This window comes from Olleya namhaensis (assembly GCF_900114005.1).
GTDB lineage: Bacteria > Bacteroidota > Bacteroidia > Flavobacteriales > Flavobacteriaceae > Olleya > Olleya namhaensis.
In genome coordinates, this window is record NZ_FORM01000007.1 from 191,810 (window position 1) to 207,645 (window position 15,836).

A 15,836-nucleotide genomic window follows, 5' to 3' on the forward strand; every position below is an offset into this window, starting at 1 on the left:
GCCAGTCTATTATACAATTACAAGTCAGCCTTACATGATTTACATATTGGGCACAAAAAAAAAGGATTACTACGGTAGCAATCCTTTTTATTCATTTGTAGTACCTCTTATTAAATGGTATGGATACGTACTTTTCTCTTTTTTAAACGCGAGTTATTGGTTTTGTCAATAATACTTTCAGCTTTAGCTTTAGGAACCGCAACAAAAGCGCAATCCTGCTTTAACTCTATAATACCAATTTCTGATTTTTCAAGATTACATTGTTTAAACAACATACCTGCAACATCTCCTTTAGATATTTTATCTTTTCGACCACCAGAAATAAATAGCGTTACCCACTCTGTTCCTAACGTCTTAACGGTTCCTTTTGGAGTCACAGTGTCATCAAACTTAATAAAGTCCGGTAAACGCTCTCCTTCCCATTGTATAACGTAAGAAGTCCCTTCTGCATTCATACGCGCAGTACGACCATTACGGTGTGTAAACTCTTCTGCCTTTAACGGAAGTTGGTAATGGATAATGTAATTTAACTCCGGAATATCTAAACCACGCGCAGCTAAATCTGTGGCGATAATAATTTGATGGGTTCCGTTTCTAAACTTTATTAAAGCACGCTCTCTATCTATTTGCTCCATGCCCCCTTGGAAACACCCATGCGGAATGTCGTTTTTATCTAAAAAGTCGCTAACAAACTGAATCGTGTCTTTATAATTACAAAAGATAATCCCTGGTTTGTTACCAATATCATGTAATAAATCGACTAAGGTCTGTAGTTTGTTTTTATCTGGAGATATTACTTGCTTGATTTCTAGATTAGAAACTTCCGTATCTGAATAGTCAATAATTAACTCGTTTTCTAAACCTACAAAACGCGGAATCTCCATGTCTTGCGTTGCTGAGGTCAAAATACGTTTTTTAATGTGTGGTAGATTATTAATAATCTCGCTCATTTCCTTTTCAAAACCAACTTCTAGAGATTTATCAAATTCGTCTAAAACTAAGGTATTAATATCATCTACTAAAAACGTTTCGCGTCTTAAGTGATCTGCCACACGACCTGGTGTCCCTACTAGGATGGCTGGCGTATGTGCTAACTCTATTTTATCTTTACTAAAATGGCGTCCACCATATACCGCGTTGGCTTTAAAACCAGTACCCATAGTGCGGATGACTTGTTCTATTTGTATAGCCAACTCTCGAGATGGCACTAAAATTAATAATTGTACATTTTTGCAATTGGTATCTAATGCTGCAATAGTGGGTAATAAAAAGGCCAACGTCTTTCCTGTTCCCGTTGGAGACAATAACACCGTGTTTTCTGCATTGGTAATAGACAACAACGCTTCCTCCTGCATTGGATTAAGCGTTTTGATATTTAGCTTGTCTAAAATATCCTGCTGTACTTTTATATAACTACTCATTATTTATTTCTTCTTTTTTTTCTTTACAACCTCTTGCTTCTCAACAATAGTATTGTTTTCGGCAATGTAATTGGATAAGATTTTATCTACTAATTCTTCTTTTGTTAAATGATGAAAAATTGTTTTTACTTTCGCTTTAAAATCTTCTGGAATGGCTTTGTTTGGCTTTGTTTTAAAAATCTTTCTTGCCCAAAGTAATCCGTTGTTTTCCTCAATACTTTTAGCATCTGCTTTTTGGTATTGTTTAAACGTAATCCCTAATTCATCTTCAAATTCTGGAATTTCTTGTACTTCGTCTTCCTGAATAACACTTAATGCTAATCCATTGGCTCCTGCTCTAGCCGTACGTCCACTTCTATGCACATACGCATCATACGTATCTGGTAGATGGTAGTTAACTACAAACGCTAAGTCTTTAACATCAATACCACGAGCAGCTAAATCTGTAGCCACTAATATATTAATATGACCTTCTCTAAACTGTCCCATAATACGATCACGAATCCCTTGAGATAAGCTACCATGAATGGCACCAGAAGAAAATTTGTTTATCGCTAAGTTTTTAGCCAACTTATTAACTGCTGCTTTAGTCTTACAAAAGATAATACCGCGTTGCCCTTCATGCGTGTTTAAAAAATGCATTAATACATTTAATTTCTCGATAGGCTCCACTACGACATATTGGTGATCAATCCCTTGGTGACCAATTGTTTCCATATCAGCTTCAATAGTCACGACTTTTTTAGCCAAACTATTTTGTACCAATTGTTTGATTGTACCAGGCATGGTTGCTGTAAACAATAATGTTCTTCTTGTTTTTGGTAATGCTTTTATAATAGCATCTACACCTTCTTTGTGTGCACTAACCATCTCATCCGCTTCATCTAAGACAAAATAAGTGATATCCTTAACGTTTATCGCGTTACGCTCTATCAAATCTGCTAAACGTCCTGGTGTAGCTACAACTATATGTGTGGTGTTTTTTAATGTTTCTATTTGTGGTTTTATTGGAATACCTCCAAATACACCTGCAATAGTTACCCCTAAACTAGTGGCGTTAAAGGCCTCTAAGTTTTTAAATATTTGTTGCCCTAACTCTCTTGTTGGTGCTAATATAACCGCTTGAATATTGCTTTTAGTAACGTCTATTAATTGTATTAAAGGCAATCCAAAAGCAGCTGTTTTTCCGGTTCCCGTTTTTGCGATAGCAACAACATCGTCCGTATTATTAAGTATTACAGGGATGGCTTTAGATTGTATATCTGTTGGCGTTGTGATTTCTAAATCTGCCAAAGCACTCTGCAATGCTGTATTAATACCTAAACTAGAAAACTGTTGTGACATAAATTATAATTTTATGCAAAGATAGTAGAGTTTTATTGGTTTAACAGATTTATAGATGAAGTATTACTGCATAAAAAAAAAGCCTATTAAAATAATTAATAGGCTTTTATAAAACTTTGCGTCTTGTTTTACTTAATACGTTTTACGTTTACTGCATTTAATCCTTTATCACCTGCTTGTAAATCAAAAGAAACTTTATTACCCTCGCGAATCTTGTCAACTAAACCAGTAACATGAACAAAGTGCTCCTTATCTGTATCATTTTCTGCTATAAAACCAAACCCTTTAGAGTTATTAAAAAACTTTACAGTTCCTTGTTTTCCAGTCTCGCTTTTTTTTGAACCAAATAATTTACTTATTAATTGTTTTAACATTGTTTGTGTACTTTAAATTTGTGTTTTTGTTATAATAGCAGACGTAACTTCGAGTTTATGATTATTAAAACGAAGCATTTTAGCTTGATTACCAATACCATGCACTAAAAATTTCTTTACATGATATAACAACCTATACGCTGCTGTATTTTTTATCAGTTACAATATTAGTCATTTTTTTGTAATGTACACGACTAACCACGGGAAGAACATCCTGTAAATATTGAGAATTCACCTAATAAGCTACCCTAATTATCATTTTACTCACTAATAAAGAATAAACAGCGCTAATACCATTTTGAGAAGAAAAACAAAAAACCCATTAAGATTTACTCTTAATGGGTTTTAATCTATATGATATTGTTAGATTATATTTTCTTCACTTTTACAGCGTTCATACCTTTCATCCCTCTTTCAAGTTCAAAAGATACTTTGTCGTTTTCTGCAATTTGGTCTATTAAACCACTTACGTGACAGAAGTATTTCTCGTTGTTTTCTGTATCAATAATAAATCCGAAACCTTTAGAGGTATCAAAAAATGATACTTTTCCGTTTCTTACTGGATCTTCTTCTTCTCCTTCAACTTTTTTAGGTACTCCTAAAACAATCTCCTCTGCATCAATCTTCTCTTTCAACTCTGGATCTGGCGGAGTATCCACCAAGTTACCGTTGTAGTCTACATATGCAAACTGTATACCATCAGAACCTCCGTTAGCTTCTTTATCAAGCTTACGAGCTTCCATCTTCTTACGCTTATCTTCTCTTTTCTTTAAGCGTTTTTTTTCTTTTTCACTTTTATTAAATGTTTGTTGCGACTTAGCCATTAGCGTTATTAAATGTGTGTTTTAAATGAATTCATTTAAAAGAAAGTAATTAAAAGCTATCTTCTGCTTAACGATTCAAAACTACTTAAAAGTTAGATTAAGGAAAGGTTTACTTGCTAAAATGAGCTACAAAGATAGTGAATTTTTAAATAATTGTATATAAGGTCTTTATCCTAATTATAATTAATTTTTGATTTTTTGCACTTTATTGCGTTTAAACCTAGAAAAAACAACAATTTTTTTCTTAGAATTTATAAAATAAACTCCCATTAATAGCACAAAAGCAGCAACTAAAGACTGGGTACTTATCTGCTCGTCCAGAACATACCATCCCAAAAACATCGCTATAACTGGATTTACATAGGCTGAGGTTGATACTTTTTCTGTACTAACTTCTTTTAATAAGTAGTTAAACGCTGTAAAAGCAACAATCCCACCAAAAACAATTAATAATAACATGGACCATTGTGCTTTACTACTCCATGTTGTTGGTAGCTTCCAAGTTTCGCCAAAAAACAAACTTAAAGAGACTAAAAACAAGCTAGCAAATAACATTTGATAGCCGGTAGCGACAAAAAAACTTGTTGGCAAATCTGCTTTAGACACAAAAATACTACCGTAACTCCAACTTAAAACACAGGTAAAAATCATAGCAATACCTATAATACTTTCACTATTTAACTCTAAACTATCCTGACTAACTAATAAGTACATTCCAATAATCCCTAAAACGACACCTATAATAGATTTCGATTTTATCTTTGATCCTTGTAAGATTCTCATTAAAAAAATAACAAACAATGGTTGTGTGGCTGCAATTAATGCCGCAAATCCGCTATCCACATACTTTAAAGCCCATACAAAGACACCATTACCGTAAACTAAAAACAGAAATCCTGCTAAAGCTGAGTTGCGTAATTGTTTTGGTGTTGCTTTTAAAGATAGTTTTAAGCCTTTAGCAATAATAAAAATTAATAATCCAGCACAAAAAAAACGGATTGAAGCTAAATAAAAAGGGGCCACTTCTGACACAACAATCTTATTTAATAAATAGGTTGATCCCCAAATACAGTATATAGAAAAAAAAGAAAGGACAATTAGTATAGATTTTCTAGTGCTATCCATGAAATAAATTTTAAACGAAATTAATGATTAATCAATTATAAATCATAATTAAAAAAACAATATTTATCTTTGTAAAAAAGTTATTTATTATGCTGAAAACTTTCCGAATTGTTGCTTTGTTAGAAGGGGTTTCTTACCTATTATTAATGGGCGCTTCTGTCTATAAAAGACTCCCAGGAGGTGATGATTTTTTTGTCAAACTTTTAGGATATCCTCATGGCTTACTGTTTGTTGGCTATATCATCTTAGCATTTTTAATTAAACCAGATCAAAAGTGGTCTTTAAAAGTATTTGGAATTGTATTATTGGCGTCTATTTTACCGTTTGGAACCTTCTATGTGGATAAAAAGTATTTAAAGTCTTAACAGTTACGCTTAAATATGTTAATATTGGATTATTAATACATTCAATATGAACATTTTTTATAAGTCCTCACTGCTTTTAGCAACCCTTTTATTGGTTGCTTGTAATACGTCTGATAATAAAAAAGGAGATGGATTATCAAATACAAATGATGGTAGTGTTAAAGAAATTGCAACCTTAACAGATCAAGAATTTTTGATTAATGGACACAGTTTTAGTGACGATTTAAAAACCGTGTATTTACATAAGCTTGATAACAAAGTACCCGTTATAATTGACTCTGTTACTGTTAGTAATAAACAGTTTAAGTTTAAGGGTACTATTGCAAACCCTGATTATTATAGTTTATCTAGTAACTTAAGCAATAAACGCTTTAAACTACTAGTAGACGCATCTGTTATAGATGTGTTTTTAAATGAAACTATAGAAAATTCTTCAAGCTACTCTTCCACTCCAATTCAAAAGGAATATGCTACTTACGCAAAAAAAATGTATGGTTTTAGAAATAAAGGCGTGGATTTATATTACAATTTAAAAGGTGATTTTTCTTCAGCAAATATTTCAAAATTAAAAAAAGACCGTTCTAAGTTATTTACGGAAAGTGGGCAATATACAGCGGAGCATATTACCGCTAATCCACAAACATATTTTTCAGCATTATTAATTAGAGATAATATTGAAACTTATGACAAGACCAAAATGCGCGGGTTTTATAATAACCTAACGCCTGAACTAAAAAACTTAGCATTTGTAAAGGCTATTGATGCTGTTTTAATTGAAAAAGAAACCGTTATTAGCAAACCTACACCTGCAAAAACAACCACAACGGTAGTTGCCAAAACAGCACCAAGTGAAGAGTACAGACCAAAAGCATACAGCGTAAAAGGTAAGAATCAATATGGCGAAACCATGTCTTTAAACTCTATCCCTCGCGGAAAAGTAGTTTTATTAGATTTCTGGGCTAGCTGGTGTGGACCATGTCGTGCGACTAATCCTGACTTAGTACAACTTTATAATAAATATAATGAAGACGGCTTAGAAATAATGAGCGTTAGTATGGACAAAGGAATTCAGGAATGGATGAATGCCATAAACACTGATAATTTAACATGGCAATACCACGTTTTAGACAAAAATAAAACCATAGCTTTTAGGTATGGTGTGGAAAGTATCCCTTATAAAATCTTAATTGACAAAAAAGGAAATATAGCTAGCGACAAAATATCTGGTCGCAAGTTAGAAGCACGTATTAAGCAGTTGTTAGCAGAATAATTATTCTGCTAACCTGTCTTTAATAAATTCTGTTTTAGTCTTACCATGTGCTTTAGGTAGCCCGTTTTCGTCTAAGTTTACCATAATAATATTTTCTACGGTAATGATCGTTTCTCTAGTGCGCATGTTTCTAACTTCGCAATTTAAAGTAATAGAACTACGTCCAAATTTTTGAACTTCCATACCTATTTCAACAATATCGCCTTCTACAGCTTTGGCCATAAAGTTAATTTCGCTCATGTATTTTGTAACTACTCTATTGTTTTCTAACTGAATAATAGTATATAATGCAGCTTCTTCATCAATCCATGCTAATAGCTGTCCTCCAAATAGAGTTCCGTTTGGATTTAAATCTTCGGGTTTAACCCATTTTCTTGTGTGAAATCTCATAGTTTTTCTTTACTTCAAAGATAAATAATCTTGATTGTTAATAACACCGTTAAAAAGTATATTTTACTATACTACTATTGGCGTTATTTATCAATATTTTTAATAAAACTTAATAATTATGACTACTAGAGAAGAACAATTATTGGCTATTAGACCTGTTATATCAAGTATAAAAATCAGTGACGAGATGAGCCCTGAAGAACGCTTTCAAAATATAACGCTACGCCCTATAATTAAATTTCAGAATGATTTATTTATTACCGTTTTTAGACATTATATAGCAAAACATAAAAACGTATTCTATGAGCTAACTGTTGAAAAACGACTGCATTATATAGAAAATGCGATACAGAAGGATATCAAGTTTAGAAATAATTTAAAAGGACTAATAATTGGTCAATTTAGTGTGTCAGAATATGAAAATTATATGCTACATTCGTCCGCTTTAAACAAACGTATGATGACCATTGTCAAACAGCGTTTACAAAGCAATATTCAATTATTTGAAAACCCTAAAATACTAAAGGCTGTATAGGCTAAAAAATGACAATAAAACAACAACTTTTGCAAGTTTGTAATCAACATGTTGCGCAACGCATAACAGATTACACCAATGAAATTGATCTTATAAAAGAATCAATTGAAAGTAATGACAAAGGAAGTTCTGAAGGCGATGACTCAGGAAATGGTAAACTTTTAAATGATCTTGAGAAAAACATGGACTTTCTTTACGAAGCCCGTAAAACCCAAGACTATTTAAAACAAGTAAAAGCAAATCTATTAACCACCACTGCTGCCTTAGGAAGCTTGGTAAAAACAGATAGTTTACACTTTTTTATATCCATTAGTGTGGGTAAAATAGTTTTAGAAAACACAGACTATTACGCGATATCCTTACAATCACCAATTGGATTGTTGTTAAAACAAAAAACTATAGGAGATACCTTTGAGTTTAATGGCACAAATTATACAATTACAGATGTGGTTTAGTCTTTAATTAAAGACACTCCATTTAAATCTGTAGTTAATACATCACTCATATAATCAAAAAACGGTCGGATGGTTTTAAAATCATCACTTACTTTTTGAGCAAATCCTTCTGCAATAACCTCTGCATCCGTAAACTGTTTGCTAAAAATAAATTGTTTCTTTTTAATTAGGTCTATTGCAGGATGTGTTTTGTCAAAGTCGCGAGGCGCTGTTTTAAGTTCTTCGCCTTGCAATTCTCCCCAAACAGATTGTAATTTTGGATTACTTATAATATCTCTAACCTCTTGGTCGTCCATTTCAAACTCTTTCCTAATCCTTAATAAATCTTCTTTTTCAGGACTCCAAAACCCTGTAGCTATAAAACTATTACCTGGTTGTATTTGTAAATAATAACCTCCTCTAAGTCTAGGCTTAACCCTATGGAAAGCTGCTCCAAAATTTGTTTTATAAGGTTGTTTGTTTTTAGAAAATCTAACATCTCTGTATATTCTAAACACCTTCATTTTTTCAAATTCGTCATGCACTTGCATACCACTGTATACTTCATTAAATAAGCCCTTAACCTCTTTTAAAGCTTTTTCATATTCTGGTTTATTATCAGCAAACCATTCACGATTATTATTCTTTTCTAACTTTTTTAGAAAATTTAAAGCGACTGTAATGTTCATATATTATTGTTATGCTATAAAAATACAAAAGTCCTAAATTTAATTAGGACTTTTGCTGCTATTAATCTTCTATATCCTTAAAATATATAAAATTAAATTTTCTTATTATAGCTATTTTTTTCTTCAGTTAATCTACTGCATCTTCTACATCATCTGCAACATTCTCTACAGCATCTTCAACTTTTTCTCCTGTAGACTTTTCTTCTCTACATCCTGTTAACAACAGAGATAGTGAGAATAATACAATACATGTTTTTGCTACTTTTTTCATGGTTTTTAAGTTTTAATTTTTGTTGATTCGTTTTAATTTTAAGTATTACACTACTTACCAATCACTTATTTTTGCTTAATAAAATGAATTGTAAAATTGGTAAGTCGTGCATTCTTAATTTATGATTTTACTCCTTTTTTTAATAGAGATAGTACAAACAGTACTATAAATACAAAGAATAAAATTTTAGCAATTCCAGCAGAAGCTCCTGCTATTCCGCCAAATCCTAAGACTCCAGCGATTAATGCGATTATAATAAATGTGATTGTCCAACGTAACATAATTTTTGGTTTTTAATGATTAATATGATAAACTAAAAGTACTTTACTTTTAATTATTTGAGAATTGCTTCTCTACTCCCTTTGAAGAATCAACAGATAATTTATTATCAAATTGAAGCGTCCTGATTGGGAATGGTATATTTATATTTTCTTTATCGTAAGCTTTCTTAATCTCAATGATTGCTTTACTTTTTGATCTCATTTTCTCTAAGGCATTGTCTGCATCAATCCAAAATCTACATAGATAATTAATCGAGCTTCCGCCATACTCAGTATAATAAAACTCCACATCCTCAGGTTTTTCTATCTGATCAAACGTATTACATATGGTTTCCTTAGTTAATTGTTGTACATGATCTAAATCTGACTCATATCCTACTCCACACTCTAAAAAGACTCTCATCTTAGTGGTTAATGTGTAATTTTTCATAGGATTATCTAAAATCATTTTATTAGGGATAATCACCATATTGTTATCGGCTTCCTTAATAGTAAAGTCTTTCAAATTTATGTCAATTACCTCTCCAGAATACCCGTTAGTTTCTACCCAATGTCCAATTTGTATTTTCTTTCTAAATGACAATACAATACCAGCAAACGTATTTGATAACGTGCCTTGTAAAGCTAACCCAATAGCTAAACCTGCAACACCGGCACCTGCTAATAAAGAGGTTAATGTTTTACTTAAATTTAGAATACCTAAAGCAAGAAATAGTCCTGCTAGAACAACAACTACGGAGGATAACGTTCCTATCATGTTTGTAATTGAGTTTTGTTGTACTTTTTTTGCCACAAATTTTGTGACATACTTTTTAACATATTTTGCTATAAAATATGCTGCAATTAATACAACAATTGCTAAAATTAAGTTGGGTATATTTGATACAATGGCGTTAAACCAAGCTTCTAATTTTGTAACAAGCAAATTATAGGCTTCTGATAATTGTGATTTCATAATGGATGTGTTTTAAATTAATCTGATTTTTTTAGTTGTTTACTAAAAATGGGATTAACTTTTGCCAGCTACTTTTAATAAATGGTCTGAAGTACTTTTAGACCAAGCATTAAGCATCCAACTAGATTTTTCTAACTCTCTGATATAAGCACCAATTAAATCTATAGTACCTTCATCTCCTGCATCTTCAGCTTTGTTTAAAACCTGTCTCATTTGAGATAACATAGTTTTATGGTCATTTAACAACTCGTCTACCATTTCACCATCAGTAGTCATAACTGACCCTTCAGATAATGATGAGATTTTTAAATAGTCGCTAAATTTACTTACTGGATGATGTCTTAATGTTAAGATGCGCTCTGCTATTTCGTCAACTTTTAGCTTAGCTTCATTATACATATTTTCAAACTTTTCGTGTAAATCAAAAAAGTTTTTTCCTAAAATATTCCAATGAAATGTTCTTAGTTTTTGATAGTATAAATTATAATCTGATAATAGTGTATTTAACTCTACAACTACAGGTAGTACTTTTTCGTCTTGCATATTCAAATAATTCATGTCTTCTGTTTTTTAGTGTTAATAAATATCTTCGATACAAAGATGCAACACTAATCAAGCTGTCATGTTATATGATTTTTTAAGAATGTTATAGAATTTCAATAAACACCTTAAAAAACGGTCTTTTCTTATTAAAATGCTGTTAAAACGATAAAAAAGAGTCAAAAATAAAGAAAAACGAACAAAGTCTATTCGAATTCAATAGCCTTTAAAATCAATCCTGAAGCTGGCGCAACGTAATAAACCTCTCCTGTAAAATCTGGTTTTAGACTTGCTTCAATATCCTCTAAAGTACGTTTTCCTTGTCCTAAATGGATTAAGGCACCCATCATTAATCTGATTTGATTACGCATAAAACCTTTTCCTTTTACACGCAAGATGTAACTTTTCTCAGGAAAAAAACTGGCAGTATAAATCGTATTTTCTACTATTTCGCATTTTAAAATAGTACGATTGTAAATTCCGTTGTCTGTAGGTTTATAGCAATACTTTTTTAAATAATGCTCGCCTTCAAACAATTTAGCTCCTTTTTTCATCAACTCAACATCTAAAGGATCTAGAATAGTTGTTAAAATTGGCGCACAAAACGGATGAAATTTATCTCCAAAAGCAAAAACATATAGATATTCTTTAACTTTTGAATGTTGTATAATATTAAATTTATTATCAACCTCTCTAATAGTTAATGCTCTAAGGTCTTGAGGTAAATTAGTATTAAACAAAGCCATAAATGCATCAAAATCGTCAATAGGCTCTTCTAAAAACAACTCGAAAGCAGCACTCTCCGCACTTACCATCGCATCCGTACGACCAGAAGTCAATGTTTTAAATTTCTTTTTTTCTAAGATGAAATTTAAAGTTCTGTCAATCATTAAATGCAAGGTTTTTAAGTTAGGTTGCTTTTGCCAACCATGAAACCTATAGCCTAAATATTGAATTGTAATGACGTAGAAATACTTTTTTTGCATGATAAATTATGAATGCCGAAAATACTGCTTTAGTTACCGTCTCGCAAAATTTTTATACATTGAAACTCTTTAACTAACTAAAATAAAATTTCATGACAAATGTAACTATCCAAAAACCGCCAATGTGGTTTTTAGTAATTAGCATTATTGCCTTAGTTTGGAATGCTTTAGGCGTTTTTGCTTATTTAGGACAATCTTTAATGACAGACGAGATGTTAGCACAATTACCGGAAGCGGATCAACAAATGTATGCCAACCTACCTTCATGGTATATTGGTGCATTTGCAGTCGCTGTTTTTGCTGGTACCATTGGTAGCCTAGGTTTAGTAATTAAAAAAAAGTGGGCTTTTTATGTGTTAATTATATCTTTAGTAGCAGCTATTGCACAAATGTACTACTTAGCTTTTGTCCTAAAAATGGCAAATACAATGACACCTTTAATTATTATAGTAGGTATGGCTTTAGCTTGGCTAGCAGATTATGCAACAAAAAAAGGATGGTTGTCTTAAACTTATTAAAACATAAAAGCATTAATTAAATAATTGATGCTTTTTTAAATTATTATAATTTGAAATTTAAATATCCATTTGATCCTTCTTTGAAACACCACGTCATTATTGGATTTGGTCTTGCTTTATGGATTTTTTTATTTTTATTTGTAACTGAGCCTTTAGACATAAGTGAGCTTAACACATCCGAAAAACTAAAATATTTACCTTTTTATAGTCTAATCGCTACAGTATCCTACTTACTATTTTTACCACTACAAAATTACATTTATAAAAAGTCTCAAAATAATTGGTTAGTAAAACACGAAATACTGTTTTTGTTAAGTTTATCTGTTGTTTCTCTTATTTTAGCTAGATCTTACTATTTATATGTTGTGGTTGCTGGTCAAGCAAACCCACATACATTAGGCTATATGCTTATGTCACTTTTACTACCTGCATTAGCCATTATTTTGCCAATTATAGTAATTGGTCGTTTTGCTTTTGGAAAATACTTTGAAAAAAAACTTGAGGACACAAAAATTGAGATTAAAGGAGAAGGTAATTATGAAAGTTTAAAGCTTCATTTAAACGATTTAATTGCGGTGCAATCTTCAGACAATTATATTGAGGTTTTTTATATTTCTGGGTCTATTCTTAAAAAAAATTTGATTAGAAATAAATTATCTAAAATAGAAACTACTTTTTCAGAATTACAACGAACACATCGGTCATATATAATAAATCCTTATCATTTTCAATCTTGGAAAACCGAAAAAGGAAAACACTTTTTAGTACTATCGCACAACATAGAAGTGCCAATATCCAAAACTTATTTAGAGGCCATTAAAAGCACTTTAAATTTCACCACTGCAGGATAGCATTTCACCCCAAAGACCTACTAATACTGACTTTTATTTTATTTGAGAACTATCTTTGTTAAAGAAAGTTTAATCAATTAAAACCCGTTACAATGAAAAATTTCACATTACTTTTTGTTCTTTTTTTAGCTTCTATTCAGCCTGCTTTTTCTCAAACCGAAACTTGCGACTGTAAAACCGATTTAGATTTTATTGTTGAAAAGATAAAAGCAATGCCTTCTTTTAAAACACAAATTAAAGGTCCGAAAGCAACCGAATTTGAAATTACTTACACCAACTTATCTAACCAAATGAAGCAGCCCATTTTAATAGAGGATTGCTATAAAATGTTATTACAACAAATGGTTTTAGTTAATGATGTGCATGCCTCATTAAGCTATATTAAAACACCAATTAATAAGGAGATTTTAAACGACACTTTAAAACTAAATGACTTTAAAGCTAGTAATGCTTTTAAAAATCACCCAAAATCAGAATATAACCTAAACGATTTGGAGGCTGAATTATCTAAAAAAAACGAACAAGAATTAGAAGGTATTTATAATTATGGTGACGATCTTAAAATAGGAATTTACCAACAAAAAGATAGTGATACCTTAGTAGGTGTTGTTTTAAAAAGCAATCTAAAACAATGGGAAGCAGGACAAATAATAGTTTATGCTTCCCATACCGCAGAACTAAAATATAATCTGTTTTACTACAACCCAAGCACTAGAACTCCTGGTTTTGTTAAAAGCATTTCTTTTGAAAATGGAAGACTTTGGATATATAAAAAAACAACTAATACTAATAACGAAGAATTACCTATAAAAGACCAATCTAATTGGGAGTTTAGACAATTAACACCAGATACTCAATACTTGTATTTTGGTAACTTTAGTTCATTTAGTAAATCTAATCGAAAAGCATTTAAAGACTTTTATGCTAAAGTAAAAAAAGAGCTAAGTGCTACAAATGTAATTGTGGATTTAAGAAGTAATGCTGGTGGAAACAGTAAACTATCTGATCCCTTTTTAAAATTATTAAAGAAGAAAAACGTTTATATTTTAACCAATTGCTTTACAGGAAGTAATGGTGAGCAATTTACTTTAAAACTAAAAGCACTTAAAAACGTAAAACATTTAGGACAGACAACTCGCGGTATTATTGCTTACGGAATGAATTATGGTTACAATTACAATACACCTTCTGGAAATTTTAATATTACTCCAACAGATATGGATTTTAACGAGTATTTAGCTTATGAAGGAAAAGGTGTCACTCCAGAAATTGCTTTAGACTTTAGTAAAGACTGGTTAGAGCAAACGTTAGCAATAATAAAAAATACATCTAATTAATTATATATAACGGTTTTACGTGGTTCTAATGCACAATTAAACTTTCTATTTTATCATTAGATAAACTGTCGCTAAAAGATTAGCGACAGTTTTATATGTTTATTTCTTCTCTCTTCCTTTTAAAACATCCACAACATCATTAAGCTTAAACCCTTTTGCTTGCAATAACATTAAATAATGAAACAGTAAATCTGCACTTTCACTTAAAAATAAATCGTCTTTGTTATCCATTGCTTCAATAACAACTTCTACCGCTTCTTCACCAACTTTTTGTGCTACTTTATTAATTCCTGAAGCAAATAACGACGCCACATAAGATTTCTCTGTGTTACCCGCTGCTACTCTACTTTCAATAGTGTTTTCTAATTTAGAAATAAAACCGAAATTTTCAGAATTAGTGTCGTTCCAACACGTATCAGATCCTTTGTGACACGTTGGTCCTTTGGGATTGACTTGTATTAATAAGGTGTCGTTGTCACAATCTAGCTTTACATCAACTAAGTTTAATACGTTACCACTTTCTTCTCCTTTAGTCCACAAACGATTTTTCGTGCGACTAAAAAAAGTAACCAATTTAGTCTCTTTAGTTTTATTGAAAGCTTCTTCATTCATGTAACCCAACATCAATACGTTTTTTGTTGTTGCATCTTGAATTACTGCTGGTACTAAACCGTCATTGTTTTTGTTGAAATCTATAGTCATCTTGTTATGTATTGGTATTGCTAAATACATTGTGTTTTTTTTAGCAATATTTTCTTAATTATGCGATACTGAAACAAGTTCAGTATGACGTTGCGATTATTTCTGCGTCGTCAGTTCGAGTGAAATTGCTTTTTCTTCAATTTTGTATCGAGAACTTATTTTATTGTGCTTCTAGATACAATTTGCTCATGCTTTACAAATCACTCGAAGTGACGTAATGTTTTGTTTACTCTGTTTAATTTAGCGCAAACTACACTTTTATGCTTTACTTTATGTGATACTGAAACAAGTTCAGTATGACGTTGCGATTATTTCTGCGTCGTCAGTTCGAGTGAAATTGCTTTTTTTTGCAATTTTGTATCGAGAACTTATTTTGTTGTGCTTCTCGATACAATTTGCTCATGCTTCACAAATCACTCGAAGTGACGTTATGTTTTGTTTGCTCTGTTTAATTTAGCGTAAACTACTCTTTTATGCTTTACTTTATGTGATACTGAAACATTTTCAGTATGACGTTGTGATTATTTCTATGTCGTCAGTTCTAGTGAAATTGCTTGTTCTGCAATTTTGTATCGAGAACTTATTTTATTGTGCTTCTCGATACAATTTGCTCATGCTTTACAA

Annotated in this window: 20 protein-coding genes; 7 read left to right on the forward strand and 13 right to left on the reverse strand. The window is 31.4% G+C overall.

Going from position 1 to position 15,836, the window contains the following annotated elements; translation table 11 throughout:
• Positions 1-110: 110 nt before the first annotated feature.
• From BMZ09_RS12245 to BMZ09_RS12265, 5 genes are all read right to left on the reverse strand, one after another.
• Entirely contained in the window at positions 111-1,421 is a 1,311-nt protein-coding gene (locus tag BMZ09_RS12245; RefSeq protein WP_090841002.1) for a DEAD/DEAH box helicase, read from the reverse strand.
• A 3-nt stretch (positions 1,422-1,424) separates the two neighbouring features.
• The gene (locus BMZ09_RS12250) at positions 1,425-2,765 is read right to left on the reverse strand and encodes a DEAD/DEAH box helicase (RefSeq protein WP_090841004.1); all 1,341 of its coding nucleotides are present in this window, start codon (positions 2,763-2,765) and stop codon (positions 1,425-1,427) included.
• Between the two features lie 128 nt (positions 2,766-2,893).
• On the reverse strand, positions 2,894-3,139 hold the full coding sequence (locus BMZ09_RS12255) for a cold-shock protein (RefSeq protein ID WP_090841005.1): 246 nt from the start codon (positions 3,137-3,139) through the stop codon (positions 2,894-2,896).
• 368 nt (positions 3,140-3,507) lie between these two features.
• A complete protein-coding gene (locus BMZ09_RS12260; RefSeq protein WP_090841006.1) occupies positions 3,508-3,963 on the reverse strand; it encodes a cold-shock protein in 456 nt (151 codons plus the stop codon).
• A gap of 183 nt (positions 3,964-4,146) precedes the next feature.
• The gene (locus tag BMZ09_RS12265; RefSeq protein WP_090841008.1) at positions 4,147-5,088 is read right to left on the reverse strand and encodes an EamA family transporter; all 942 of its coding nucleotides are present in this window, start codon (positions 5,086-5,088) and stop codon (positions 4,147-4,149) included.
• Between the two features lie 89 nt (positions 5,089-5,177).
• Between BMZ09_RS12265 and BMZ09_RS12270 the strand changes: the two genes are divergently transcribed.
• The gene (locus BMZ09_RS12270; RefSeq protein WP_090841010.1) at positions 5,178-5,453 is read left to right on the forward strand and encodes a DUF3817 domain-containing protein; all 276 of its coding nucleotides are present in this window, start codon (positions 5,178-5,180) and stop codon (positions 5,451-5,453) included.
• Between the two features lie 46 nt (positions 5,454-5,499).
• Positions 5,500-6,723, forward strand: coding sequence for a TlpA disulfide reductase family protein (locus BMZ09_RS12275; protein ID WP_090841012.1), 1,224 nt, complete (start codon positions 5,500-5,502; stop codon positions 6,721-6,723).
• Here BMZ09_RS12275 and BMZ09_RS12280 read toward each other — a convergent pair whose 3' ends face one another.
• Complete coding sequence (locus BMZ09_RS12280) at positions 6,724-7,113, reverse strand: acyl-CoA thioesterase (protein WP_090841015.1); 390 nt, start codon at positions 7,111-7,113, stop codon at positions 6,724-6,726.
• Between the two features lie 118 nt (positions 7,114-7,231).
• Here BMZ09_RS12280 and BMZ09_RS12285 point away from each other — a divergent pair, with 118 nt between their 5' ends.
• A complete protein-coding gene (locus tag BMZ09_RS12285) occupies positions 7,232-7,648 on the forward strand; it encodes a glyoxalase (protein WP_090841017.1) in 417 nt (138 codons plus the stop codon).
• A gap of 8 nt (positions 7,649-7,656) precedes the next feature.
• Positions 7,657-8,103: a hypothetical protein gene (locus tag BMZ09_RS12290; RefSeq protein ID WP_090841019.1), complete on the forward strand. Its 447-nt coding sequence runs from the start codon at positions 7,657-7,659 to the stop codon at positions 8,101-8,103.
• Here BMZ09_RS12290 and BMZ09_RS12295 read toward each other — a convergent pair.
• From BMZ09_RS12295 to BMZ09_RS12315, 6 genes are all read right to left on the reverse strand, one after another.
• Entirely contained in the window at positions 8,100-8,771 is a 672-nt protein-coding gene (locus BMZ09_RS12295; RefSeq protein WP_090841022.1) for a DUF2461 domain-containing protein, read from the reverse strand. The genes BMZ09_RS12290 and BMZ09_RS12295 overlap by 4 nt on opposite strands.
• Positions 8,772-8,898: 127 nt before the next feature.
• Positions 8,899-9,042 carry a hypothetical protein gene (locus BMZ09_RS16190; protein WP_177183535.1) on the reverse strand — a complete coding sequence of 48 codons (144 nt, stop codon included), beginning with the start codon at positions 9,040-9,042 and terminating at the stop codon, positions 8,899-8,901.
• 119 nt (positions 9,043-9,161) lie between these two features.
• Entirely contained in the window at positions 9,162-9,323 is a 162-nt protein-coding gene (locus BMZ09_RS12300; RefSeq protein ID WP_090841024.1) for a DUF1328 domain-containing protein, read from the reverse strand.
• Between the two features lie 49 nt (positions 9,324-9,372).
• Complete coding sequence (locus BMZ09_RS12305; protein ID WP_090841026.1) at positions 9,373-10,278, reverse strand: mechanosensitive ion channel family protein; 906 nt, start codon at positions 10,276-10,278, stop codon at positions 9,373-9,375.
• 54 nt (positions 10,279-10,332) lie between these two features.
• Positions 10,333-10,836: a Dps family protein gene (locus BMZ09_RS12310; RefSeq protein WP_090841028.1), complete on the reverse strand. Its 504-nt coding sequence runs from the start codon at positions 10,834-10,836 to the stop codon at positions 10,333-10,335.
• Between the two features lie 188 nt (positions 10,837-11,024).
• The gene (locus tag BMZ09_RS12315) at positions 11,025-11,804 is read right to left on the reverse strand and encodes a tRNA pseudouridine synthase A (protein WP_090841030.1); all 780 of its coding nucleotides are present in this window, start codon (positions 11,802-11,804) and stop codon (positions 11,025-11,027) included.
• Positions 11,805-11,896: 92 nt separating this feature from the next.
• Here BMZ09_RS12315 and BMZ09_RS12320 point away from each other — a divergent pair, with 92 nt between their 5' ends.
• The 3 genes from BMZ09_RS12320 to BMZ09_RS12330 all read left to right on the forward strand — a co-directional run bounded on the left by BMZ09_RS12320 (position 11,897) and on the right by BMZ09_RS12330 (position 14,510).
• Positions 11,897-12,313, forward strand: coding sequence for a hypothetical protein (locus tag BMZ09_RS12320; protein ID WP_090841032.1), 417 nt, complete (start codon positions 11,897-11,899; stop codon positions 12,311-12,313).
• Between the two features lie 59 nt (positions 12,314-12,372).
• Positions 12,373-13,173 carry a LytTR family DNA-binding domain-containing protein gene (locus BMZ09_RS12325; protein WP_090841035.1) on the forward strand — a complete coding sequence of 267 codons (801 nt, stop codon included), beginning with the start codon at positions 12,373-12,375 and terminating at the stop codon, positions 13,171-13,173.
• 92 nt (positions 13,174-13,265) lie between these two features.
• On the forward strand, positions 13,266-14,510 hold the full coding sequence (locus BMZ09_RS12330) for a S41 family peptidase (RefSeq protein WP_090841037.1): 1,245 nt from the start codon (positions 13,266-13,268) through the stop codon (positions 14,508-14,510).
• Between the two features lie 99 nt (positions 14,511-14,609).
• Here the strand turns inward: BMZ09_RS12330 and hisIE are convergent, their stop codons facing one another.
• On the reverse strand, positions 14,610-15,212 hold the full coding sequence (gene hisIE, locus BMZ09_RS12335) for a bifunctional phosphoribosyl-AMP cyclohydrolase/phosphoribosyl-ATP diphosphatase HisIE (protein ID WP_090841039.1): 603 nt from the start codon (positions 15,210-15,212) through the stop codon (positions 14,610-14,612).
• Positions 15,213-15,836 lie beyond the last annotated feature (624 nt).

What these genes read in the sequence shown, in the direction of transcription:
- BMZ09_RS12245 (WP_090841002.1), bottom strand. Translation starts at nt 1,421, where the DNA reads ATGAGTAGTTATATAAAAGTACAGCAGGATATTTTAGACAAGCTAAAT.
- BMZ09_RS12250 (WP_090841004.1), bottom strand. Translation starts at nt 2,765, where the DNA reads ATGTCACAACAGTTTTCTAGTTTAGGTATTAATACAGCATTGCAGAGT.
- BMZ09_RS12255 (WP_090841005.1), bottom strand. Translation starts at nt 3,139, where the DNA reads ATGTTAAAACAATTAATAAGTAAATTATTTGGTTCAAAAAAAAGCGAG.
- BMZ09_RS12260 (WP_090841006.1), bottom strand. Translation starts at nt 3,963, where the DNA reads ATGGCTAAGTCGCAACAAACATTTAATAAAAGTGAAAAAGAAAAAAAA.
- BMZ09_RS12265 (WP_090841008.1), bottom strand. Translation starts at nt 5,088, where the DNA reads ATGGATAGCACTAGAAAATCTATACTAATTGTCCTTTCTTTTTTTTCT.
- BMZ09_RS12270 (WP_090841010.1), top strand. Translation starts at nt 5,178, where the DNA reads ATGCTGAAAACTTTCCGAATTGTTGCTTTGTTAGAAGGGGTTTCTTAC.
- BMZ09_RS12275 (WP_090841012.1), top strand. Translation starts at nt 5,500, where the DNA reads ATGAACATTTTTTATAAGTCCTCACTGCTTTTAGCAACCCTTTTATTG.
- BMZ09_RS12280 (WP_090841015.1), bottom strand. Translation starts at nt 7,113, where the DNA reads ATGAGATTTCACACAAGAAAATGGGTTAAACCCGAAGATTTAAATCCA.
- BMZ09_RS12285 (WP_090841017.1), top strand. Translation starts at nt 7,232, where the DNA reads ATGACTACTAGAGAAGAACAATTATTGGCTATTAGACCTGTTATATCA.
- BMZ09_RS12290 (WP_090841019.1), top strand. Translation starts at nt 7,657, where the DNA reads ATGACAATAAAACAACAACTTTTGCAAGTTTGTAATCAACATGTTGCG.
- BMZ09_RS12295 (WP_090841022.1), bottom strand. Translation starts at nt 8,771, where the DNA reads ATGAACATTACAGTCGCTTTAAATTTTCTAAAAAAGTTAGAAAAGAAT.
- BMZ09_RS16190 (WP_177183535.1), bottom strand. Translation starts at nt 9,042, where the DNA reads ATGAAAAAAGTAGCAAAAACATGTATTGTATTATTCTCACTATCTCTG.
- BMZ09_RS12300 (WP_090841024.1), bottom strand. Translation starts at nt 9,323, where the DNA reads ATGTTACGTTGGACAATCACATTTATTATAATCGCATTAATCGCTGGA.
- BMZ09_RS12305 (WP_090841026.1), bottom strand. Translation starts at nt 10,278, where the DNA reads ATGAAATCACAATTATCAGAAGCCTATAATTTGCTTGTTACAAAATTA.
- BMZ09_RS12310 (WP_090841028.1), bottom strand. Translation starts at nt 10,836, where the DNA reads ATGAATTATTTGAATATGCAAGACGAAAAAGTACTACCTGTAGTTGTA.
- BMZ09_RS12315 (WP_090841030.1), bottom strand. Translation starts at nt 11,804, where the DNA reads ATGCAAAAAAAGTATTTCTACGTCATTACAATTCAATATTTAGGCTAT.
- BMZ09_RS12320 (WP_090841032.1), top strand. Translation starts at nt 11,897, where the DNA reads ATGACAAATGTAACTATCCAAAAACCGCCAATGTGGTTTTTAGTAATT.
- BMZ09_RS12330 (WP_090841037.1), top strand. Translation starts at nt 13,266, where the DNA reads ATGAAAAATTTCACATTACTTTTTGTTCTTTTTTTAGCTTCTATTCAG.
- hisIE (WP_090841039.1), bottom strand. Translation starts at nt 15,212, where the DNA reads ATGACTATAGATTTCAACAAAAACAATGACGGTTTAGTACCAGCAGTA.